Source organism: Pseudomonas sp. WC2401 (assembly GCF_041200115.1).
Classification (GTDB): Bacteria; Pseudomonadota; Gammaproteobacteria; order Pseudomonadales; family Pseudomonadaceae; genus Aquipseudomonas; species Aquipseudomonas fragi.
Genome location: NZ_CP165623.1, coordinates 146,640 through 166,030, shown reverse-complemented (window position 1 = coordinate 166,030; position 19,391 = coordinate 146,640). Strand labels below are relative to the sequence as shown.

Below are 19,391 nucleotides of genomic sequence, written 5' to 3'. Positions count from 1 at the left end.
GAGGATTTTCACATGCAACTGATCCTTCTGGAAAAAGTCGCGAACCTGGGCAACCTGGGCGACAAAGTAAATGTTAAGGCCGGTTACGGTCGTAACTACCTGCTGCCGTACGGCAAAGCAACCGCTGCAACCGCTGCCAACCTGGCTGCGTTTGAAGAGCGTCGTGCTGAGCTGGAACAAGCTGCTGCAGACAAAAAAGCTTCGGCTGAAACACGCGCTGCCCAACTGGCTGAGCTGGAAGTGACTATCACTGCCACCGCTGGCGACGAAGGCAAGCTGTTCGGCTCGATCGGCACTCACGACATCGCTGATGCACTGACCGCCTCGGGCGTTGAAGTTGCTAAAAGCGAAGTTCGTCTGCCGAACGGCACTATCCGCAACGTTGGCGAATTCGACGTGGCTGTGCACCTGCACGCCGAAGTTGAAGCAACCGTACGCGTTGTTGTGGTAGCTGCTTAAGCAGTCTTAACTGACTGGCACCTTGTGTGCCGGACGGTTAACATCGGGCACGATCCTGTTTACAGGTCGTGCCCTTTGTCTTTCTGCTGTTTCTGATTTTCATACCTATTCCAAGTGGCCATGAACGATATCTCCGCTCCTGAGCAATACGATCTACAAACCGCAGCCCTGAAGGTGCCTCCGCATTCCATCGAGGCCGAACAGGCTGTGCTCGGTGGTTTGATGCTGGACAACAACGCCTGGGAACGCGTGCTGGATCAGGTTTCGGACGGTGATTTCTATCGACATGACCACCGCCTGATCTTCCGCGCCATCGCCAAGCTGGCAGACCAGAACTCCCCGATCGATGTCGTGACCCTTGCCGAGCAACTGGACAAGGAAGGTCAGACCTCGCAAGTGGGTGGTCTGGGCTACCTCGGTGAGCTGGCGAAAAACACGCCGTCGGTCGCCAACATCAAGGCCTACGCCCAGATCGTGCGCCAGCGCGCGACCTTGCGTCAGTTGATCGGCATCAGTACCGAGATCGCCGACAGTGCCTTCAACCCGGAAGGGCGCAGCGCCGAAGAGATCCTCGATGAAGCCGAGCGCCAGATCTTTGCGATTGCCGAGGCCCGGCCAAAAACCGGCGGCCCGGTCAGCGTCAACGACCTGCTGACCAAGGCCATCGACCGCATCGACACGCTGTTCAACACCGACAACGCCATCACTGGCCTGTCCACCGGCTACACCGACCTGGACGGCATGACCAGCGGCTTGCAGCCTGCGGATTTGATCATCGTCGCCGGCCGTCCATCGATGGGTAAAACCACCTTTGCGATGAACCTGGTTGAAAACGCCGTTTTGCGCAGTGAAAAAGCGGTACTGGTTTACTCCCTCGAGATGCCAGGCGAATCGCTGATCATGCGTATGCTGTCGTCCCTGGGCCGTATCGACCAGACCAAGGTCCGGGCCGGTCGCCTCGAAGACGACGATTGGCCGCGCCTGACGTCGGCGGTTAACCTGCTCAACGACCGCAAGCTGTTTATTGACGATACGGCCGGTATCAGCCCGTCGGAAATGCGCGCCCGTACCCGACGACTGGTACGTGAGCACGGTGATATCGGCCTGATCATGATCGACTACCTGCAATTGATGCAGATCCCGGGTTCGGGCGGTGACAACCGTACCAACGAAATTTCCGAGATTTCGCGATCCCTCAAGGCTCTGGCCAAAGAGTTCAACTGCCCGGTAGTGGCGCTGTCGCAGCTCAACCGTTCCCTTGAGCAGCGGCCCAACAAGCGCCCGATCAACTCCGACTTGCGTGAATCCGGAGCCATCGAGCAGGATGCCGACGTCATCATGTTTGTGTACCGGGACGAGGTGTACCACCCCGAGACCGAGCACAAGGGCATTGCCGAGATCATCATCGGCAAGCAGCGTAACGGCCCTATCGGGACGACGCGCCTGGCGTTTATCGGCAAATACACCCGCTTTGAAAACCTGGCGCCGGGCAGCTACAACTTCGACGACGATTAATCGCCCCGCGCTTTTCTGTGGGAGCGGGCTTGCCCGCGATTCAGGCGACTCGGTATATCTGCCGAACCGCAGCGATACCTTCGCGAGCAAGCCCGCTCCCACAGGCAATCAATTCCGACCATTGCCGTCGGAATTGATCAATTTTTGTGCTATATTCCGCGCCCGCGAATTTCTTAGTAAATGCCGCGCCCCCTTTTTTGCACTCAACACCGGTCATCGACATGCAATCAGCCAAGCCTCTATTTGACTATCCGAAGTACTGGGCCGAATGTTTCGGCCCAGCACCATTCCTGCCCATGAGCAGGGAGGAGATGGATCAGCTTGGCTGGGATTCATGCGACATCATCATCGTGACCGGTGATGCCTATGTCGATCACCCGTCATTTGGCATGGCCATTATTGGCCGCTTGCTGGAGTCCCAGGGCTTTCGCGTGGGTATCATTGCCCAGCCGAACTGGCAGTCCAAAGACGACTTCATGAAGCTCGGTGAGCCGAACCTGTTTTTCGGCGTTGCCGCCGGCAACATGGACTCGATGATCAACCGCTACACTGCGGACAAGAAAATCCGTTCCGATGACGCCTACACCCCAGGTGGCATGGCAGGCAAACGTCCGGATCGCGCCAGCCTGGTGTACAGCCAGCGTTGTAAAGAAGCCTACAAGAATGTGCCGATTGTCCTCGGCGGCATTGAAGCGTCCCTGCGTCGTATCGCGCACTACGACTACTGGCAGGACCGCGTGCGCAACTCGATCCTGATCGACGCCTGCGCTGACATCCTGTTGTACGGCAACGCCGAGCGCGCCATTGTCGAAGTGGCCCAGCGTTTGTCCTACGGCCACAAGATTGAAGACATCACTGACGTGCGCGGTACCGCGTTCATCCGTCGCGATACGCCTAAAGACTGGTACGAAGTCGACTCTACGCGTATCGACCGTCCGGGCAAGATCGACAAGATCATCAACCCGTACGTCAACACCCAGGACACCCAGGCCTGCGCCATCGAGCAGGAAAAGGGCCCGGTTGAAGACCCGAACGAAGCCAAGGTCGTGCAGATCCTGGCCAGCCCGCGCATGACCCGTGACAAGACGGTTATCCGCTTGCCGTCGGTCGAGAAAGTGCGTGGCGATGCGGTGCTCTATGCTCACGCCAACCGCGTGCTGCACCTTGAAACCAACCCGGGCAACGCCCGTGCGCTGGTGCAAAAGCACGGCGAAGTGGATGTGTGGTTCAACCCGCCACCGATCCCGATGACCACCGAAGAGATGGACTACGTGTTTGGCATGCCATACGCACGTATTCCACACCCTGCGTACGGCAAGGAAAAAATCCCGGCCTACGACATGATCCGTTTCTCGGTGAATATCATGCGTGGCTGCTTCGGTGGCTGCACCTTCTGCTCGATCACCGAGCACGAAGGTCGGATCATCCAGAACCGTTCCGAAGAGTCGATCATTCGCGAAATCGAAGAGATCCGCGACAAGGTTCCAGGTTTCACCGGCGTTATTTCCGACCTCGGCGGCCCGACCGCGAACATGTATCGCATTGCCTGCAAAACTCCGGAAATCGAATCTGCATGCCGCAAGCCGTCCTGCGTATTCCCGGGGATCTGCCCGAACCTGAACACCGACCATTCGTCGCTGATTCAGTTGTACCGCAGTGCGCGTGCCTTGCCGGGCGTGAAAAAGATCCTGATCGCTTCTGGCCTGCGCTACGACCTTGCGGTCGAATCGCCGGAATACGTGAAGGAGCTGGTTACCCACCACGTTGGTGGTTACCTGAAGATCGCCCCGGAACACACCGAGGAAGGTCCGCTCAACCAGATGATGAAGCCGGGCATTGGCAGCTATGACAAGTTCAAGCGCATGTTCGAGAAGTACACCAAGGAAGCGGGCAAAGAGCAGTACCTGATCCCGTACTTCATTGCGGCCCACCCGGGCACCAAAGATGAAGACATGATGAACCTGGCGATCTGGCTCAAGACCAACGGTTTCCGTGCCGACCAGGTGCAGGCGTTCTACCCGTCGCCGATGGCCACCGCCACCGCGATGTACCACTCGGGCAAGAACCCGCTGCGCAAGGTCACGTACAAGAGCGACTCGGTGACCATCGTCAAGAGCGAAGAGCAGCGCCGCCTGCACAAGGCGTTCCTGCGCTACCACGACCCGAAGGGCTGGCCAATGCTGCGTGAGGCGCTGACCCGTATGGGCCGTGCCGACCTGATCGGTTCGGGCAAGGATCAGCTGATTCCGTTGCATCAGCCGGCGACCGACAGCTATCAGAGTGCCCGTCGTAAAAACTCGACTCCGGCTGGCAGCCACAAGGTAGCAGGGGAGAAGACCACCAAGATCCTTACCCAGCACACCGGCCTGCCGCCGCGTGCCAGTGATGGTGGCAACCCGTGGGACAAGCGTGAACAGGCCAAGGCTGCGGCGTTTGCCCGCAACAAGCAGGCTGCCAAGGAACGCCAGGAAGCGGCCAAGGGCGGCAAGAGCCAGCGCCCGGCCCGCAAGCCGGTAGTGCCGCGCTAAATAAATCACGGCATTGTGGGAGCGGGCTTGCTCGCGATGGGATCACCGCGGTCAATCTGATACACCGCGCTGTTTGCATCGCGAGCAAGCCCGCTCCCACAAGATACCAACGCCAGCCTTAGGGCTGGCGTTGTGCTTTCCGGGCGCTGAGAAGCCTGCCACGGGCTTGTAGGCTGTTTGCTGTCGCACGGTAAGGGAATGAGGTTTGCAGCGTCTGAGGGCGTTCAGGCTAACTGCGAGGATCAGCAGGCGCGCTGCTGATCCTGATCACAGATCCTGTGGGCCGGGTTGTGGATAACCGGGCCAAGGGGGTCAAGCGGTGGGCGCTTTGTCTTCTGGCGCGCCGGTATCTTCTGCGGCGTCTGCACTTTCGCTGTCGACTTCGTGGTCCAGCTCGGTCTCTACAGTACCGCCTTCAGCAGCCGCTTTCTTGCGGGCAGCTTTTTCCTCTTTCTTCTGCTCTTTAGCCAAGTCTCTTTGACGCTTAGCGAAGTTATAGTTTGGTTTGGCCATGGGCGATCCTCTTGGGGTCGAAGGTGAGGTTAAGCGGCGCGTATTCTGCCCTGTATTAGTGCTTAGCCGTTAGCTGGGTTTTTGCAAGGTTGCACTTTGCGTTAAAAACACGACTCTACACCCACGCAAAAGCCGGTTGTGGATTAAATCGGGTTACTTATTCCGCCAAAATTCAAAATGATGGCCTATGGTTATAAGCCTTAAGCCCCTTTTGTGGCTGGTTTGTGTCGATCGTGGCGATAGACCATGACGCAGATCATATGAATCGATACAATTTTCAGGCAATCTGTATACAGATTTTTGCTTCCCCATACCCTGCCTTGGAGATACACCATGTTTGCCAAAGTTGTTGCGGTATCCCTTTTGACCCTGGCCAGCGGCCATTTGCTGGCGGCTGAGTGCGCTGTCACTGTCGATTCGACTGACCAAATGTCTTACAACACCAAAGAGATCGTCATCGACAAATCCTGCAAGACCTTCACCGTTAACCTGACTCACTCCGGCAACCTGCCGAAAAACGTCATGGGCCATAACTGGGTGTTGAGCAAAAAGGCAGACATGCAGGCAGTTTCCACCGACGGTATTGCTGCCGGCCTGGATAAAAACTACCTGAAGGACGGTGACGAGCGCGTTATCGCCCACACCAAAGTGATCGGCGCCGGCGAGAAAGACTCGGTGACCTTCGACGTGGCCAAACTGAAAGCGGGCGAAGAATATGAATTCTTCTGCACCTTCCCGGGCCACAACTCGATGATGAAAGGCGCTGTGGTTCTTAAATAAGACCGCGCTAGCCCCTAAAACAGCCCTGACGTGCCTTGCGCCGTCAGGGCTGTTTGCGTTCAGGCCCTGGAGTCGGTCATCTTGAAAATGCCTTGGGCGTTGCTGCTGTCGAAGTTCAGATCGATGCGTCCGGTGTCGGGGTCGACCTTGCGCTGGATAAACTCCACAAATGAACCCGGCACCGCGTGCTCACGGTATACCCCGGCGCTATCGACCAGGCCGCGGCTGACCGTGCAGGCGCGATAGGCGGTCTGCATCACCCGGCCCGAGGCTGAAACCTCGATGCTGTCTTTCATTGGCCGTTGCAAGTCGCGTTGTTGCGCCACGCAGGCTTCGAGGTCCGGCACGCGGTCGGTCAGATGGTTGAAGCTGTTGCCCTCTGTGGCGATCCAGGCCATTTCGGCACTCTCCGCGAGCAGGCAGTGGTAGTCCGTTTCCTGTACCACTCCGTGCTGACGGCCAAATGCCTGATAGAGCGCGGGTAACAGGCTGTGCGCTTCACTCAGGCTGCAATGGCGGGTCAGGCTCAGGCGCTGGAGGATGCTGTGGTGTTGGGCCGGCAGCGGGTCAAGGCTGGAGCCGACCACGCGGCTAACAGCCTGTTGAAAGGCTTCGCTGAAACGACCGGGATGCAGTTCCGAGACAAAGAACTGGGCGATGTCTTCGGGCAAGTCCATTTGCCGGTAGCCCCAGCCGGTCATGTTCAGTTTGGTCAGGGGGTAGGTTCGTACATCGGTAAAGCCCAGGGGTTCCAGCAATCGGGCAAATGCCTGACGGCCACGGGGCAGTTCGCCGTTATCGGGCCAGTCAACCGTGCGGAGGGCGCCGTGGTCAAACACCACCTTGCGCCCATGTTGTGCCTGTTCTTCGACATAGCGTCGACCTTCAGGTACGGCTTCTACCAGCTTGTGCAGCAGGCACAGGTTCAGGGCTTCGGCGAGCCACGCCCGGTGCACCGCCTGCTCATGCCAGCTGAAGCGCAGCAGCCCTTCGGGCACCTCGACATGTTCGCGCAACCAGGTGGTTGCCGGTTGGCCGAGCAAGGAATCGACTAGAGAAAACAAACCATCGAAAGCAGACATGGGGCAGGGCTCTGGCGACGAAACAGGTGTCTATCAAAGCCTTTGGCCGTTGCGGCCACAAGCGAAAAAAAATGCGGGGTTCATTCCGTTTTTTCGTACTGAAACCCTGATGGCAGGTGGGAGCACCGCATGACCTGTGGGAGCAGGCTTGCCTGCGATGCATCCCACGCGGTCTGTCAGGCATTTCGCGGTGATGCCATCGCGAGCAAGCCCGCTCCCACAAGAAGTGCAGCCGCGCGGCTCAAGGCGCGAACGGCATCTCACGCTTGTGATGGGTCTTTTCGTAGGTGCTGCGGATGATATTGAACGCTTCTTCGCTCACCGGCTCGCCATGCAAGAAGGCATCGATCTCGGCATAGGTCACGCCGTGGGACGCTTCGTCTGGCTTGCCCGGTTCCAGGTCTTCAAGGTCGGCAGTCGGGACTTTCTCCACCAGCGATTCCGGCGCACCAAAATACCGCGCAATGGCCCGTACCTGATTTTTCACCAGCCCGCTGAGCGGCGCCAGGTCGCAGGAGCCGTCGCCGAACTTGGTGAAGAAGCCCATCACCGCCTCGGCGGCATGGTCAGTGCCGATCACCAGCCCGCCAGTAGCCCCGGCGATGGTGTATTGCGCCACCATGCGCATCCGCGCCTTGGTGTTGCCCAATACAAAGTCCACGGTGGCGGCAGGCTTGCCTTCAAACGCGCTCACTTCGGCTGCCAGGGCCTTGACCGCCGGGCCGATGTTTACGGTCTGGCGCTCGTCCGGGTTGATAAAGTCGACCGCAGCCGTGGCGTCCGCTTCGTCATGCTGCACGCCATAAGGCAGGCGCACGGCAATAAAACGATAGGCCTGGTCACCGGTCTGTTCGCGCAATTGCTGCACCGCACGTTGTGCCATCAGGCCCGCGGTCAGGGAGTCGACCCCGCCGCTGATGCCCAGTACCAGGGTCTTGAGCCTGGCGTTGTGCAGGCAGCACTGAATGAACGTGATACGCCGGGCAACTTCGGCCTCAAGGGCGGTGGTGTCTTTGAAGGGCGGCTGGACCTTGAGGTCTGCAGCAATCTGACGCTGTACGGCCTGCATGATTCACTCCTTGGGAGAATGTTCAGGAACTTGGAAAACGTGGCGCAAATAGGCGGCGAAGTTGGGGTCGGAGCAATGGGTCTTGCCCGGTTCATCGGAAATCTTGGCCACTGGCGAGCCATTGCAGGCGTTCATTTTAAGCACGATGCTCATCGGCTCAACCCCCGGAATGTCGCAGGTCAGGTTAGTCCCGATACCGAAGCTGACGTTGATCCGGCCGCGCAGCGCCCGGAAAATCTCCAGCGCCCGCGGTAACGTCAGGCTGTCGGAGAACACCAGGGTCTTGCTCATCGGGTCGATGCCCAGCTTGTGGTAATGGGCTATGCATTTTTCGGCCCACACTACCGGGTCGCCGGAGTCATGGCGCAGGCCGTCGAAGAGCTTGGCAAAGTACAGATCGAAGTCTTTCAGGAAGGCATCGGTGGTGATGCAGTCCGTCAGCGCGATGCCCAGCAGGCCACGGTATTCCCGTACCCAGCAGTCTAGCGCCGCGCTCTGGCTGTCGATCAGCCGCGGGCCCAGTTGCTGGTGCGCCATGATCCATTCGTGGGCCATGGTGCCCAGCGGCTTCATGTCCAGCTCACGGGACAGATGCACGTTACTGGTGCCGACAAAACGCCCGGGGAAGTCATGCTTGAGCACGGTCACGACTTCTTCTTGCACTCGGTACGAAAACCGTCGACGGGTGCCGAAATCGGCGACTTGCAGTTCAGACAACTCCTCGGCGCTGGCATTGGCCTGCAGCCAGTCGAACTTGCGATACAGCTGTTCGCGGGCCTGGGACAGCACGGTATCGGCATAGCGCGAACGGTTGCGCACTTCGCTGACAATCGCCAGCAATGGCACTTCAAACAGGATCACATGCAGCCACGGCCCGCGCAGGCGGATAACCAGCTCGCCATTTTCGATACCGGTGTGTACATAGCGCATATTGAAGCGAAACAGCCCCAAAAAGCGTATGAAATCGGGCTTCATAAAGGTAATGCGTTCCAGAAACCCCAACTGGTCCTGAGTCATGCTCAGTTCGCACAGGCGTTCGATCTGGTGACGAATTTCGTTGAGATACGGGCGTAAATCCTCACTGTTGCGGCAGCGGAATTCCCACTCGACTTCGACGTTGGGGTAGTTGTGCAGCACCGCCTGCATCATGGTCAATTTGTAGAAGTCGGTGTCGAGCAGGTTCTGCACGATGCGATCGGCAAACACACTCTCGCTCATAGCGGCAATCTCCATGCTGCCCGTGCCTGATAGCCACGGCGTTCAGCTTTTTCAATGAATGGCGCTAGTGGCGCATATCCGCAGGCGGTTTTGCCAGCGGTTTTTGTGGTTGTAGCCTGTTTCTGCCCTGTGGGAGCGGGCTTGCCCGCGATGGCATCTACGCGATTTAACGCAAAGACCGCGCCGTCCGCATCGCGAGCAAGCCCGTTCCCACAAAGGTTATCGCCCATCCAGCTGCTCCATTATCCAGCTCACGAATGCCTTTACCTTGGGCACGCCTGCCGTGTGTTCAGGATAGGCCAGGTAATAGGCATCGCGACTTGGCATCAAGTGCTGCCAGGCGATGACCAGCTTGCCGTCGGCCAACTCTTCTTCCACCAGAAATCTCGGCAGCAAGGCAACACCGCAGCCCACCTGCGCCGCGCGGATGCACATGTAAAAGGTGTCGAAGCGCGGCCCGTGGTAGCTGTGGTCGGTGCGAAAGCCCTGATGCTCAAACCACTCGTGCCAGGCCTGTGGTCGCGAGGCGTTCTGCAGCAACACCAGGCCTGTGAGTTGGGTCGGGTCGGTCAGTGGCGCGTCAGGCAGGCTCGACGGCGCGCATACGGCAACCAGCTCCTCGCCAAACAGCTTCAGGCTTTCGCTGCCAGGCCGTGAGCCCTGGCCGAAGTAAAACGCCAGGTCGCTGCGCCCTTGCAACAAATCGTCACCTTGCTGCTCATTGCACAGGTCCAGATGAATATGCGGATGGCGTATGCCCCAACCCTTGAGTCGCGGCACCAGCCAGCGAGCGCCAAAGGTGGAAGGGGTGGAGACCCGCAGCACCTCGGTTTCGCCACCGTAGGAGCGCAGGGTGTGGGTCGACATCTCGACTTGGGTCAGGATTTTTCGGACTTCCAGCAGGTATAAATCACCGGCAGGCGTGAGCTGCAACCGACGGCGCACCCGGCGAAACAGCAAGTGCTGCAACAGCTCCTCGAGCTGCGCGACCTGTTTGCTGACTGCGCTCTGGGTCAGGTTCAGCTCTTCGGCGGCGCGGGTGAAGCTCAGATGACGGGTCACCGCCTCAAAACACTGCAGCGCCGTGATGGAGGGGAGATGGCGCTTGTTGAGCATAAAGGCCTCTGATTTTTGTTGTCAGGCAACGTTACCAGTGCAGCATGAATTTTCGGAATGATATCTCGCTTAAAGGTCGTTTGTTGCCGCGATGCCAGCCAGCTACAACTAAAGGTCTGTGAATCATTTTTTAAAGCTCAAGGAGTGCCTTCAATGGTGGCTGCATTACTGGATCGTCTAGGTGTGAACCCCGCTCTGTACCAGCAGGGCAATCAGCCGGTGTACACGCCGATTGACGGCAGCCAGATTGGCGCCGTGCACTGGGAAGGCGCCGCCGAGACCGAGCAGCATGTGACCCGCGCCGAGCACGCCTTTGAAGCCTGGCGCAAGGTGCCGGCCCCGCGCCGTGGCGAGCTGGTGCGCCAGTTCGGCGATTTGCTGCGCGAGTACAAGGCGGACCTGGGCGAACTGGTGTCCTGGGAGGCGGGCAAGATCACCCAGGAAGGGCTGGGCGAAGTGCAGGAAATGATCGACATTTGCGACTTTGCTGTCGGTCTGTCGCGTCAGCTTTACGGCTTGACCATCGCCTCGGAGCGTCCGGGCCATCATATGCGGGAAACCTGGCACCCGCTGGGGGTGGTGGGCGTGATCAGTGCCTTTAACTTCCCGGTAGCGGTCTGGGCATGGAACACCGCCCTGGCGCTGGTGTGCGGCAACGCAGTGATCTGGAAGCCGTCCGAAAAAACCCCGCTGACCGCCCTGGCATGCCAGGCCTTGTTTGATCGGGTGCTGAAATCATTTGCCGACGCGCCCCAGTACCTGGCCCAAGTGGTGATTGGTGGTCGTGAAGCGGGCGAAGCGCTGGTGGATGACCCGCGTGTCGCGCTGGTCAGCGCCACCGGCAGCACGCGCATGGGCCGCGAAGTGGCGCCCAAAATCGCCGCGCGTTTTGCCCGCAGCATTCTGGAGCTGGGCGGCAACAATGCAATGATCCTCGCCCCGAGCGCCGATCTGGACATGGCCGTGCGCGCCATCCTGTTCAGTGCCGTGGGTACTGCGGGCCAGCGCTGCACCAGCCTGCGCCGCCTGATTGCCCATGAATCGGTGAAAGAAGAAATCGTCACCCGGCTCAAGGCGGCTTATTCCAAAGTGCGCATTGGCCATCCGCTGGAAGGCAATCTGGTGGGGCCGCTGATCGACAGGAACAGCTTTGAAAATATGCGCGATGCACTGGAACAGGCCCTGAGCGAAGGCGGGCGGGTGTTTGGTGGCGAGCGCCAATTGGCCGGCCAGTACCCCGGCGCTTACTATGTGGCCCCGGCCATTGTTGAGATGCCCGAGCAGAGCGACGTGGTGTGCAGCGAGACCTTCGCGCCGATTTTATATGTGGTTGGCTACAGCGACTTTGCCGAGGCCTTGCGCCTGAACAACGCCGTGCCCCAGGGCCTGTCGTCGTGCATCTTCACCACCGACGTGCGCGAGGCCGAGCAATTTATGTCTGCCACCGGCAGTGACTGTGGCATTGCCAACGTCAATATCGGCCCCAGCGGTGCGGAAATCGGCGGTGCATTTGGTGGTGAGAAGGAAACGGGCGGTGGCCGCGAGTCGGGCTCGGATGCGTGGCGCGGCTATATGCGCCGTCAGACCAATACCGTCAATTACTCGCTGGAATTGCCGCTGGCGCAGGGGATTACGTTCGATTGAGGCAATGCCCCCCTCACCCCAACCCTCTCCCGGGGGGAGAGGGAGCTAAAGGCAAAAGCAGTTCTGTGTAACGCCACAAATCAGTCCCCTCTCCCTCCGGGAGAGGGCTAGGGTGAGGGGCTTTTGATTCTGGTTGGGTTTCATTTCTGGAGCTTGGCAATGCCTTTACAAGAACAATGTCTGTGGGAAACCCTTACCCCTCAACGCCCCCAAGCGCCAACCTTCAAAGGCGAATTGAGCGTTGACGTGTGTGTGATCGGTGCCGGCATCACCGGTTTGTCTGCGGCTATCCATTTGCTCGAACAGGGCAAAAGCGTCTGCGTGCTCGAAGCCCACCGCACCGGGCATGGTGGCTCCGGGCGTAACGTAGGATTGGTCAATGCCGGGATGTGGATACCGCCCGACGACATTGAAGCCGGTTTCGGCGAGGCGGTCGGCAGCCAGCTCAATCGCATGCTCGGCGCCGCCCCGGCCCTGGTATTCAGCCTGATCGACAAATACCGCATCGACTGCCAGTTGCGTCGCGAAGGCACCCTGCACATGGCCCACAACGCGCGTGGCGAAGCCGATCTGCGCAGTCGTGAAGCCCAATGGAGGCGCCGTGGAGCACCTGTGGAGCTGCTCACCGGCGCTGCTTGCGAAGCCGCCACCGGCACTACAAAAATCGCCGCGGCCTTGCTCGACCGTCGCGCCGGCACCCTCAACCCGATGGCCTATACCTCGGGGCTGGCCAGGGCTGCCAGTGATCTGGGCGGGCAGTTATTTGACCATTCCCCGGTGACCGGGCTTGAGCGCCAGGGCCCACGCTGGTCAGTGCAAACCGCCCACGGCGCGGTCAGTGCCGAGCAGGTGGTGCTGGCGTCCAATGCCTACACCGAAGGCGAATGGACTGACTTGCGACGTAACTTTTTCCCCGGTTACTACTATCAGGTCGCGTCCAAACCGCTGACCGATGCCAGCGCTGCGCGGATCCTGCCCGGCGGCCAGGGCTCGTGGGATACCCGCCAGGTATTGAGCAGTATCCGTCGCGATGCCGACGGCCGTTTATTGCTTGGCAGCCTGGGCAACGGCAATCAAAAGCCTGCGTGGTTTCTCAAGGCCTGGGCCGACCGCGTGCAACAGCACTACTTTCCCTACCTCAAGGGCGTGGAGTGGGAATGCACCTGGACCGGTTGCATCGCGTTTACCCCCGACCACCTGATGCGTTTATTCGAACCAGCGCCCGGTTTGGTGGCAGTCACCGGTTATAACGGCCGTGGCGTGACCACGGGCAGCGTAGTGGGCAAGGCCTTTGCCGATTATCTGTGCAGTGGCGATGCCAAAGCCCTGCCCATCCCCTTTGCACCGATGCGGCCGCTGTCTGGCACAGGGTTGCGCAGCTGTTTATACGAAGCGGGGTTTTCGCTGTATCACGCCGGTCAATGTTTAAGAATTGTGATCTGACGCGGTTTTTTCTCAAGCAGCGCTGCGTTTGGCCACGCAGCGGCTAGCCTTTAGTGGTGCGGCCTGTAGCAGTCACGCACCGAGAGTGTGCAGTTCGGTGACGCAGCCGGTTACAGGATGGTTGCACGGTGCAGGGCAACCCGGTTGCAACCCTTGTTGCAGTCGGTGGCGCCAGCAAAAAATAAACGGTTTTACCTTCCTCGGTTTAGACGGTTGCACGCCCAATGAAAATGGGCTCGAAACAGTCGATATAACAACAATAGAACGACTTTTTTAAGAATAAAAAGCCAATGGCACGCGGCTTGCTCAGCGCTTTAGGTGAAGTCGAAGTGCCATCTAACAAAACCTCAGGAGCACCACCTCATGTCGCAGACGTTCTACAAGAAAGGTTTTCTGGCCCTCGCCGTGGCAACTGCGTTGGGCGTTTCTACGTTTGTTCAGGCTGATCTGAAAATCGGTGTAGCGGGCCCGATGACGGGTGCCAACGCGGCATTTGGCGAGCAGTACATGAAGGGGGCGCAGGCGGCTGCGGATGCAATCAACAAGGCGGGCGGGATCAACGGCGAGAAGATCAAGCTGGTTGCTGGCGACGATGCCTGCGAACCCAAGCAGGCCGTAGCCGTGGCCAACCGCTTGGTCGATCAGGACAAAGTAATCGGTGTGGTCGGTCACTTCTGCTCCTCGAATACGATTCCTGCCTCCGAGGTGTATGCCGATGCGGGTGTGATCATGATTACGCCGGGCTCGACCAACCCGCAGGTCACTGAGCGCGGGCTGGATGCGGTGTTCCGTATGTGCGGACGAGATGACCAGCAAGGCATCGTTGCAGGCGACTACATTGTCGACGTGCTCAAGGGCAAGAAAGTAGCGGTCATCAACGATAAGGACACCTACGGTAAAGGTCTGGCCGATGCCACCAGTGCACAACTGACCAAGCGCGGCGTGAAACCCATCCTGGAAGAAGGCCTGACCCGGGGTGAAAAAGACTTCAGCGCGCTGGTTACAAAAATCCGCGGCGCCGGTGCCGATGTCGTGTACTTCGGCGGTCTGCACCCAGAGGCCGGTCCTCTGGTCCGCCAACTGCGTGAAGCGGGTCTCAAGGATGTGAAATTCATGTCGGACGATGGCATCGTAACCGACGAACTGGTGGCCACTGCCGGTGGCCCGCAGTATGTCGATGGCGTGTACATGACCTTTGGCGCCGACCCGCGCCTGCTACCGGACAGCAAGGCGGTAGTTGAAGAGTTCCGCAAAGCGGGCACCGAGCCTGAAGGCTACACCCTGTATGCCTACGCTTCGATCCAGGCCCTGGCTGACGCTTTCAATGGCGCCAAATCCAACAAAGGCGAAGACGCCGCCAAGTGGCTCAAGGCCAACCCGGTTAAAACCGTGATGGGTGAAAAAAACTGGGACGGTAAAGGCGACCTGAAAGTCTCTGACTACGTGGTTTATCAGTGGGACAAAGACGGCAAATATCACCAGCTGGAAAAACAGAAGTGAGATGAATTACTCACCTGATGTCAGCTTCGGCGGGCATCAGGTGGGAATGTATCTGCATCACCTGTCTTCTTTTCCAGGAGCCGCACACACCCTGCCATCCAAGCTGTCCTCTGACGGCGTGGATGGCTTGCGTCTGCGCAAAGGCTCCAGTGCGTGAGATTGCGTTATGGATGGTATTTTCCTACAGCAACTGCTGAACGGCCTGACCCTTGGGTCTGTGTACGGCCTGATCGCCATCGGCTACACAATGGTCTACGGCATCATCGGCATGATCAACTTCGCCCACGGCGAGGTGTACATGATCTCTGCTTACCTCGCGGCGATCAGTCTGGCTCTGTTGGCATACTTCGGTATTGAATCCTTCCCGCTACTGATGTTGGGTACCTTGATTTTCACCGTTGTGGTGACTGGCGTGTATGGCTGGGTCATCGAGCGCGTGGCTTACAAACCTCTGCGAAACTCCACACGGCTGGCGCCGCTGATCAGCGCCATCGGTATTTCCCTGATCCTGCAAAACTACGTGCAAATTGCCCAGGGCTCACGCCAACAAGGGGTTCCAACCCTGCTGAGCGGTTCCTGGCGCGTGGATTTTGGCACCGGTTTTGTGCAACTCACCTACACCAAAGTCTTCATTCTGATCGCGGCCTTTGTGGGGATGGGCCTGCTGACCTACATCATCAAGTACACCAAGCTGGGCCGTATGTGCCGCGCCACCCAGCAAGACCGCAAGATGGCCTCGATCCTGGGGATTAACACCGACCGGGTGATTTCCTACGTGTTTGTGATAGGTGCTGCCATGGCCGCGCTGGCCGGTGTGCTGATCACCATGAATTACGGCACGTTCGACTTTTATGCCGGCTTCATTATCGGCATCAAGGCGTTCACCGCTGCCGTGCTCGGCGGGATTGGATCATTGCCTGGCGCCATGCTCGGCGGGATCATCCTGGGTATTTCCGAGTCACTTTTTGCCGGGTTGGTTAACTCGGATTACAAGGACGTGTTCAGTTTCTCACTGCTGGTGCTGATTCTGATTTTCCGTCCCCAAGGCCTGCTGGGTCGTCCTCTCGTGGCGAAGGTGTAAGTATGTCTGCAGCCATTAATAAACCGATTGATATCAAAAAAAGCGTGGTCGATTCGATCCTGGCCGGGTTGATTTCATTGATTGTGTTCGGGCCGATCGTGGGAGTTGTGCTCGACGGCTATAGCTTTAACCTGCAGCCAGCGCGTGTTGGCTGGCTGGTGGCGATTGTGATGGTGGGGCGGTTTGTCTTGAGCCTGTTTCTGCAAACGTCCAAAGGCTTGAGGATCCTTCAGAGCTTTGAGTCCAGCGGTTCTGGTGTGCACGTGCTGCCACCCGATTACAAATCGCGGCTGCGCTGGATTGTGCCACTGCTGATCGTGATTGCCATTGTGTTCCCGTTTTTTGCCAACAAGTACATCCTGACCGTGGTCATCCTCGGCCTGATCTACGTGCTGCTCGGCCTTGGGCTGAACATCGTGGTCGGGTTGGCGGGCTTGCTTGATCTGGGGTACGTGGCCTTCTACGCCATTGGTGCTTATGGCCTGGCGCTGGGTTATCAGTACCTGGGGCTGGGCTTCTGGTCGGTGCTGCCGCTGGCAGCCATTGCGGCGGCGATGGCGGGGTGCATTCTCGGGTTTCCGGTATTGCGAATGCATGGGGATTACCTGGCCATCGTGACCCTGGGCTTTGGTGAAATCATTCGTCTGATCCTCAATAACTGGCTGTCGTTTACCGGTGGGCCCAACGGCATGCCGGTGCCTTCACCGACGTTTTTCGGGCTGGAATTTGGCCGCGTTGCCAAAGAGGGCGGGGTGCCGTTCCACCAGTTCTTCGGGCTGGACTACAACCCCAATATCAAATTCCTGTTTATCTACATCGTGCTGTTCCTGGTGGTGCTGCTGGTGCTGTACATCAAGCACCGCCTGACCCGCATGCCGATCGGGCGTGCCTGGGAAGCGCTGCGCGAAGATGAAATCGCCTGTCGCTCAATGGGGCTCAATCACGTTCTGGTCAAGCTATCTGCGTTCACCATCGGTGCTTCCACTGCAGGTCTGGCCGGGGTGTTCTTTGCCAGTTATCAGGGCTTTGTGAACCCGTCTTCGTTTACCTTCTTCGAGTCGGCCTTGATCCTTGCCATTGTGGTGCTCGGCGGTATGGGCTCGACAGTGGGCGTGGTGATTGCCGCGTTCGTGCTGACCGTGGCCCCGGAACTGCTGCGCAGCTTTGCCGAGTACCGGGTGCTGCTGTTTGGTGTGTTGATGGTGTTGATGATGATCTGGCGACCGCGAGGCCTGATCCGTATCAGTCGTGTCGGGGTTACACCACGCAAGGGGGTTGCGCCATGAACGATTTGTCAAAAGACGACGTGGTGCTCTCGGTCGACAAGCTGATGATGCACTTTGGCGGGATCAAGGCCCTGAGCGATGTCAGCCTCAAGGTCAAACGTAACTCGATCTTTGCCTTGATCGGCCCCAACGGCGCTGGCAAAACCACCGTGTTCAACTGCCTGACCGGCTTTTACAAGGCCAGTGGCGGCAGGATCGAACTCAATGCCCGGGGCACGCGCACCAACGTGATCAAGCTGCTGGGCGAGCCGTTCAAGCTGACCGATTTCGTATCGCCCAAGGCATTCGCCAGCCGGCTGTATTACAAGATGTTCGGCGGCACCCACCTGGTCAACCGCTCGGGGCTGGCGCGCACGTTCCAGAACATCCGCCTGTTCAAGGAAATGTCGGTACTGGAAAACCTGCTGGTGGCTCAGCATATGTGGGTCAATCGCAACATGCTCGCTGGCATCCTCAATACCAAGGGCTATCGCAAGGCTGAAAGCGATGCGCTGGACCATGCCTTCTACTGGCTGGAGGTGGTTGACCTGGTGGACTGTGCCAATCGTCTGGCTGGTGAATTGTCCTACGGCCAACAGCGTCGCCTGGAGATTGCGCGGGCCATGTGTACGCGCCCGCAAATCATCTGTCTCGACGAGCCGGCGGCGGGCCTCAACCCGCAGGAAACCGAAGCATTGAGCGGGATGATCCGCCTGCTGCGCGACGAGCATGACCTGACCGTGGTGCTGATCGAGCATGACATGGGCATGGTCATGAGTATTTCCGATCACATCGTGGTGCTTGACCACGGCAACGTGATCGCCGAAGGCGGGCCAGAGGCCATCCGCAACGACCCCAAAGTGATCGCGGCCTACCTTGGCGCCGACGAAGAGGAGCTGATATGACGGGCACGATCCTCGAACTCAAGGAACTGGATGTTCACTACGGGCCGATTCAGGCCCTGAAAAAAGTCTCGATGCATATCGAAGAGGGTGAAACCGTGAGCCTGATTGGCTCCAACGGTGCGGGCAAATCTACGTTGCTGATGTCGATTTTTGGCCAGCCCCGTGCCAGTGGCGGGCAAATCATCTACCAGGGCGTGGACATTACTCACAAGTCCTCCCACTACATCGCCTCTAACGGCATAGCACAGTCGCCTGAAGGCCGCCGCGTGTTTCCGGACATGTCAGTGGAAGAAAACCTGCTGATGGGCACCATTCCCATTGGCGACAAGCATGCCGATGAAGACATGCAGCGCATGTTCGAGTTGTTCCCCAGGCTTCTGGAGCGGCGCAATCAGCGGGCCATGACCATGTCAGGCGGTGAGCAGCAGATGCTCGCCATTGCCCGTGCGCTGATGAGCCGGCCCAAGCTGCTGTTGCTGGATGAGCCCAGCCTGGGGCTGGCACCGATTGTGGTGAAGCAGATTTTTGCCACCCTGCGCGAACTGGCTGGCACGGGTATGACCATCTTTCTGGTGGAGCAGAACGCCAACCACGCCCTGCGCTTGTCAGACCGGGCCTATGTGATGGTCAACGGTGAAATTCGCCTGACCGGCACCGGCAAGGAGCTGCTGAGCAACGAAGAAGTGCGCAATGCGTATCTGGGAGGGCACTGACCGACCCCTTCCACGGCTCTTTTGTGGGAGCGGGCTTGCTCGCGATGGTATTAACGCGGTGCTAATGGATGACCGTGGCGCCAGTATCGCGAGCAAGCCCGCTCCCACATGGAGTCATCACCGTCCTTTTGTTCGACAATCCATCCCCCGCACACCCCCGCCTGCAAATTGTGGAAAACAATATTCCAACCCTGCCAAAGCGCGACATAAAGCCGCTGTAATTCCCTGTTTTGTCATCATTTTGACTTGTCCCCGTTTGCTGTGGAGGTGGCTGTGGGTAACGTGGGAGTAGTTGGCTGTAGCCCTTTATTTACAGGGTGTCCAGCCATGTGGTTATTTTTCGACCAGCGGCTTTTGCCGAGCTGCCGCGCTGATTTGTCAACAGGTTTGTGCGCCTATAAAGAGCGCCTGGAAACAATGACCAACCTGTGGATAAGTCTGTGGTTAAACTCTGGAAAGAATGCCCCAGGCGGCGTAATTACTGGCCTCTGGCTATCTGCCGGGTTTCCCAAAGTTGCACCTTTTTGGGGCGCCTGCATGGGGGGTGTGTCCGGGTCAAG

Annotated in this window: 17 protein-coding genes; 12 read left to right on the top strand and 5 right to left on the bottom strand. The window is 58.7% G+C overall.

The window, feature by feature from the left end; genetic code table 11:
- Positions 1-12: 12 nt before the first annotated feature.
- The 3 genes from rplI (at position 13) to AB3G35_RS00685 (ending at position 4,502) form a co-directional block, all read left to right on the top strand.
- Entirely contained in the window at positions 13-459 is a 447-nt protein-coding gene (rplI, locus tag AB3G35_RS00695) for a 50S ribosomal protein L9 (protein WP_003439047.1), read from the top strand.
- Positions 460-579: 120 nt separating this feature from the next.
- Positions 580-1,974, top strand: coding sequence for a replicative DNA helicase (gene dnaB, locus AB3G35_RS00690; protein WP_016783319.1), 1,395 nt, complete (start codon positions 580-582; stop codon positions 1,972-1,974).
- A gap of 221 nt (positions 1,975-2,195) precedes the next feature.
- Positions 2,196-4,502 carry a YgiQ family radical SAM protein gene (locus AB3G35_RS00685; RefSeq protein WP_029611709.1) on the top strand — a complete coding sequence of 769 codons (2,307 nt, stop codon included), beginning with the start codon at positions 2,196-2,198 and terminating at the stop codon, positions 4,500-4,502.
- Positions 4,503-4,814: 312 nt separating this feature from the next.
- Here the strand turns inward: AB3G35_RS00685 and AB3G35_RS00680 are convergent, their stop codons facing one another.
- The gene (locus tag AB3G35_RS00680; protein WP_086799031.1) at positions 4,815-5,015 is read right to left on the bottom strand and encodes a hypothetical protein; all 201 of its coding nucleotides are present in this window, start codon (positions 5,013-5,015) and stop codon (positions 4,815-4,817) included.
- A gap of 333 nt (positions 5,016-5,348) precedes the next feature.
- Between AB3G35_RS00680 and azu the strand changes: the two genes are divergently transcribed.
- Positions 5,349-5,795: an azurin gene (azu, locus tag AB3G35_RS00675; RefSeq protein WP_016783322.1), complete on the top strand. Its 447-nt coding sequence runs from the start codon at positions 5,349-5,351 to the stop codon at positions 5,793-5,795.
- 59 nt (positions 5,796-5,854) lie between these two features.
- Here the strand turns inward: azu and AB3G35_RS00670 are convergent, their stop codons facing one another.
- The 4 genes from AB3G35_RS00670 to AB3G35_RS00655 all read right to left on the bottom strand — a co-directional run bounded on the left by AB3G35_RS00670 (position 5,855) and on the right by AB3G35_RS00655 (position 10,280).
- Positions 5,855-6,877 carry a DUF1338 domain-containing protein gene (locus tag AB3G35_RS00670; RefSeq protein ID WP_369782223.1) on the bottom strand — a complete coding sequence of 341 codons (1,023 nt, stop codon included), beginning with the start codon at positions 6,875-6,877 and terminating at the stop codon, positions 5,855-5,857.
- Between the two features lie 241 nt (positions 6,878-7,118).
- A complete protein-coding gene (gene nadE / locus AB3G35_RS00665; protein WP_095040726.1) occupies positions 7,119-7,946 on the bottom strand; it encodes an ammonia-dependent NAD(+) synthetase in 828 nt (275 codons plus the stop codon).
- Positions 7,947-7,949: 3 nt separating this feature from the next.
- Positions 7,950-9,164: a nicotinate phosphoribosyltransferase gene (gene pncB, locus AB3G35_RS00660; RefSeq protein WP_016783325.1), complete on the bottom strand. Its 1,215-nt coding sequence runs from the start codon at positions 9,162-9,164 to the stop codon at positions 7,950-7,952.
- A gap of 219 nt (positions 9,165-9,383) precedes the next feature.
- A complete protein-coding gene (locus AB3G35_RS00655) occupies positions 9,384-10,280 on the bottom strand; it encodes a LysR family transcriptional regulator (protein ID WP_169910432.1) in 897 nt (298 codons plus the stop codon).
- A 153-nt stretch (positions 10,281-10,433) separates the two neighbouring features.
- Here AB3G35_RS00655 and AB3G35_RS00650 point away from each other — a divergent pair, with 153 nt between their 5' ends.
- The 8 genes from AB3G35_RS00650 (at position 10,434) to AB3G35_RS00615 (ending at position 18,831) form a co-directional block, all read left to right on the top strand.
- Positions 10,434-11,924: an aldehyde dehydrogenase family protein gene (locus tag AB3G35_RS00650; protein WP_095040723.1), complete on the top strand. Its 1,491-nt coding sequence runs from the start codon at positions 10,434-10,436 to the stop codon at positions 11,922-11,924.
- 159 nt (positions 11,925-12,083) lie between these two features.
- Positions 12,084-13,367 (top strand): FAD-binding oxidoreductase, encoded by a 1,284-nt coding sequence (locus AB3G35_RS00645; RefSeq protein WP_106115433.1) that lies wholly within the window; start codon positions 12,084-12,086, stop codon positions 13,365-13,367.
- 363 nt (positions 13,368-13,730) lie between these two features.
- The gene (locus AB3G35_RS00640) at positions 13,731-14,867 is read left to right on the top strand and encodes a branched-chain amino acid ABC transporter substrate-binding protein (RefSeq protein ID WP_016783329.1); all 1,137 of its coding nucleotides are present in this window, start codon (positions 13,731-13,733) and stop codon (positions 14,865-14,867) included.
- Between the two features lies 1 nt (position 14,868).
- Positions 14,869-15,024, top strand: coding sequence for a hypothetical protein (locus tag AB3G35_RS00635; RefSeq protein WP_169910429.1), 156 nt, complete (start codon positions 14,869-14,871; stop codon positions 15,022-15,024).
- A 9-nt stretch (positions 15,025-15,033) separates the two neighbouring features.
- A complete protein-coding gene (locus tag AB3G35_RS00630) occupies positions 15,034-15,948 on the top strand; it encodes a branched-chain amino acid ABC transporter permease (protein ID WP_016783330.1) in 915 nt (304 codons plus the stop codon).
- Between the two features lie 2 nt (positions 15,949-15,950).
- The gene (gene livM / locus AB3G35_RS00625) at positions 15,951-17,234 is read left to right on the top strand and encodes a high-affinity branched-chain amino acid ABC transporter permease LivM (protein ID WP_016783331.1); all 1,284 of its coding nucleotides are present in this window, start codon (positions 15,951-15,953) and stop codon (positions 17,232-17,234) included.
- Complete coding sequence (locus AB3G35_RS00620) at positions 17,231-18,118, top strand: ABC transporter ATP-binding protein (RefSeq protein WP_088378333.1); 888 nt, start codon at positions 17,231-17,233, stop codon at positions 18,116-18,118. The genes livM and AB3G35_RS00620 overlap by 4 nt, the downstream gene beginning before the upstream one ends.
- Complete coding sequence (locus tag AB3G35_RS00615) at positions 18,115-18,831, top strand: ABC transporter ATP-binding protein (protein ID WP_016783333.1); 717 nt, start codon at positions 18,115-18,117, stop codon at positions 18,829-18,831. The genes AB3G35_RS00620 and AB3G35_RS00615 overlap by 4 nt, the downstream gene beginning before the upstream one ends.
- Positions 18,832-19,391: the final 560 nt, after the last annotated feature.

Bases quoted from the DNA above. Each gene is read 5' to 3' on its own strand.
- AB3G35_RS00640 (WP_016783329.1), top strand. From the start codon at position 13,731: ATGTCGCAGACGTTCTACAAGAAAGGTTTTCTGGCCCTCGCCGTGGCA.
- AB3G35_RS00685 (WP_029611709.1), top strand. From the start codon at position 2,196: ATGCAATCAGCCAAGCCTCTATTTGACTATCCGAAGTACTGGGCCGAA.
- azu (WP_016783322.1), top strand. From the start codon at position 5,349: ATGTTTGCCAAAGTTGTTGCGGTATCCCTTTTGACCCTGGCCAGCGGC.
- AB3G35_RS00635 (WP_169910429.1), top strand. From the start codon at position 14,869: ATGAATTACTCACCTGATGTCAGCTTCGGCGGGCATCAGGTGGGAATG.
- AB3G35_RS00680 (WP_086799031.1), bottom strand. From the start codon at position 5,015: ATGGCCAAACCAAACTATAACTTCGCTAAGCGTCAAAGAGACTTGGCT.
- AB3G35_RS00650 (WP_095040723.1), top strand. From the start codon at position 10,434: ATGGTGGCTGCATTACTGGATCGTCTAGGTGTGAACCCCGCTCTGTAC.
- AB3G35_RS00645 (WP_106115433.1), top strand. From the start codon at position 12,084: ATGCCTTTACAAGAACAATGTCTGTGGGAAACCCTTACCCCTCAACGC.
- rplI (WP_003439047.1), top strand. From the start codon at position 13: ATGCAACTGATCCTTCTGGAAAAAGTCGCGAACCTGGGCAACCTGGGC.
- AB3G35_RS00620 (WP_088378333.1), top strand. From the start codon at position 17,231: ATGAACGATTTGTCAAAAGACGACGTGGTGCTCTCGGTCGACAAGCTG.
- livM (WP_016783331.1), top strand. From the start codon at position 15,951: ATGTCTGCAGCCATTAATAAACCGATTGATATCAAAAAAAGCGTGGTC.
- AB3G35_RS00655 (WP_169910432.1), bottom strand. From the start codon at position 10,280: ATGCTCAACAAGCGCCATCTCCCCTCCATCACGGCGCTGCAGTGTTTT.
- AB3G35_RS00615 (WP_016783333.1), top strand. From the start codon at position 18,115: ATGACGGGCACGATCCTCGAACTCAAGGAACTGGATGTTCACTACGGG.
- dnaB (WP_016783319.1), top strand. From the start codon at position 580: ATGAACGATATCTCCGCTCCTGAGCAATACGATCTACAAACCGCAGCC.
- nadE (WP_095040726.1), bottom strand. From the start codon at position 7,946: ATGCAGGCCGTACAGCGTCAGATTGCTGCAGACCTCAAGGTCCAGCCG.
- pncB (WP_016783325.1), bottom strand. From the start codon at position 9,164: ATGAGCGAGAGTGTGTTTGCCGATCGCATCGTGCAGAACCTGCTCGAC.
- AB3G35_RS00670 (WP_369782223.1), bottom strand. From the start codon at position 6,877: ATGTCTGCTTTCGATGGTTTGTTTTCTCTAGTCGATTCCTTGCTCGGC.
- AB3G35_RS00630 (WP_016783330.1), top strand. From the start codon at position 15,034: ATGGATGGTATTTTCCTACAGCAACTGCTGAACGGCCTGACCCTTGGG.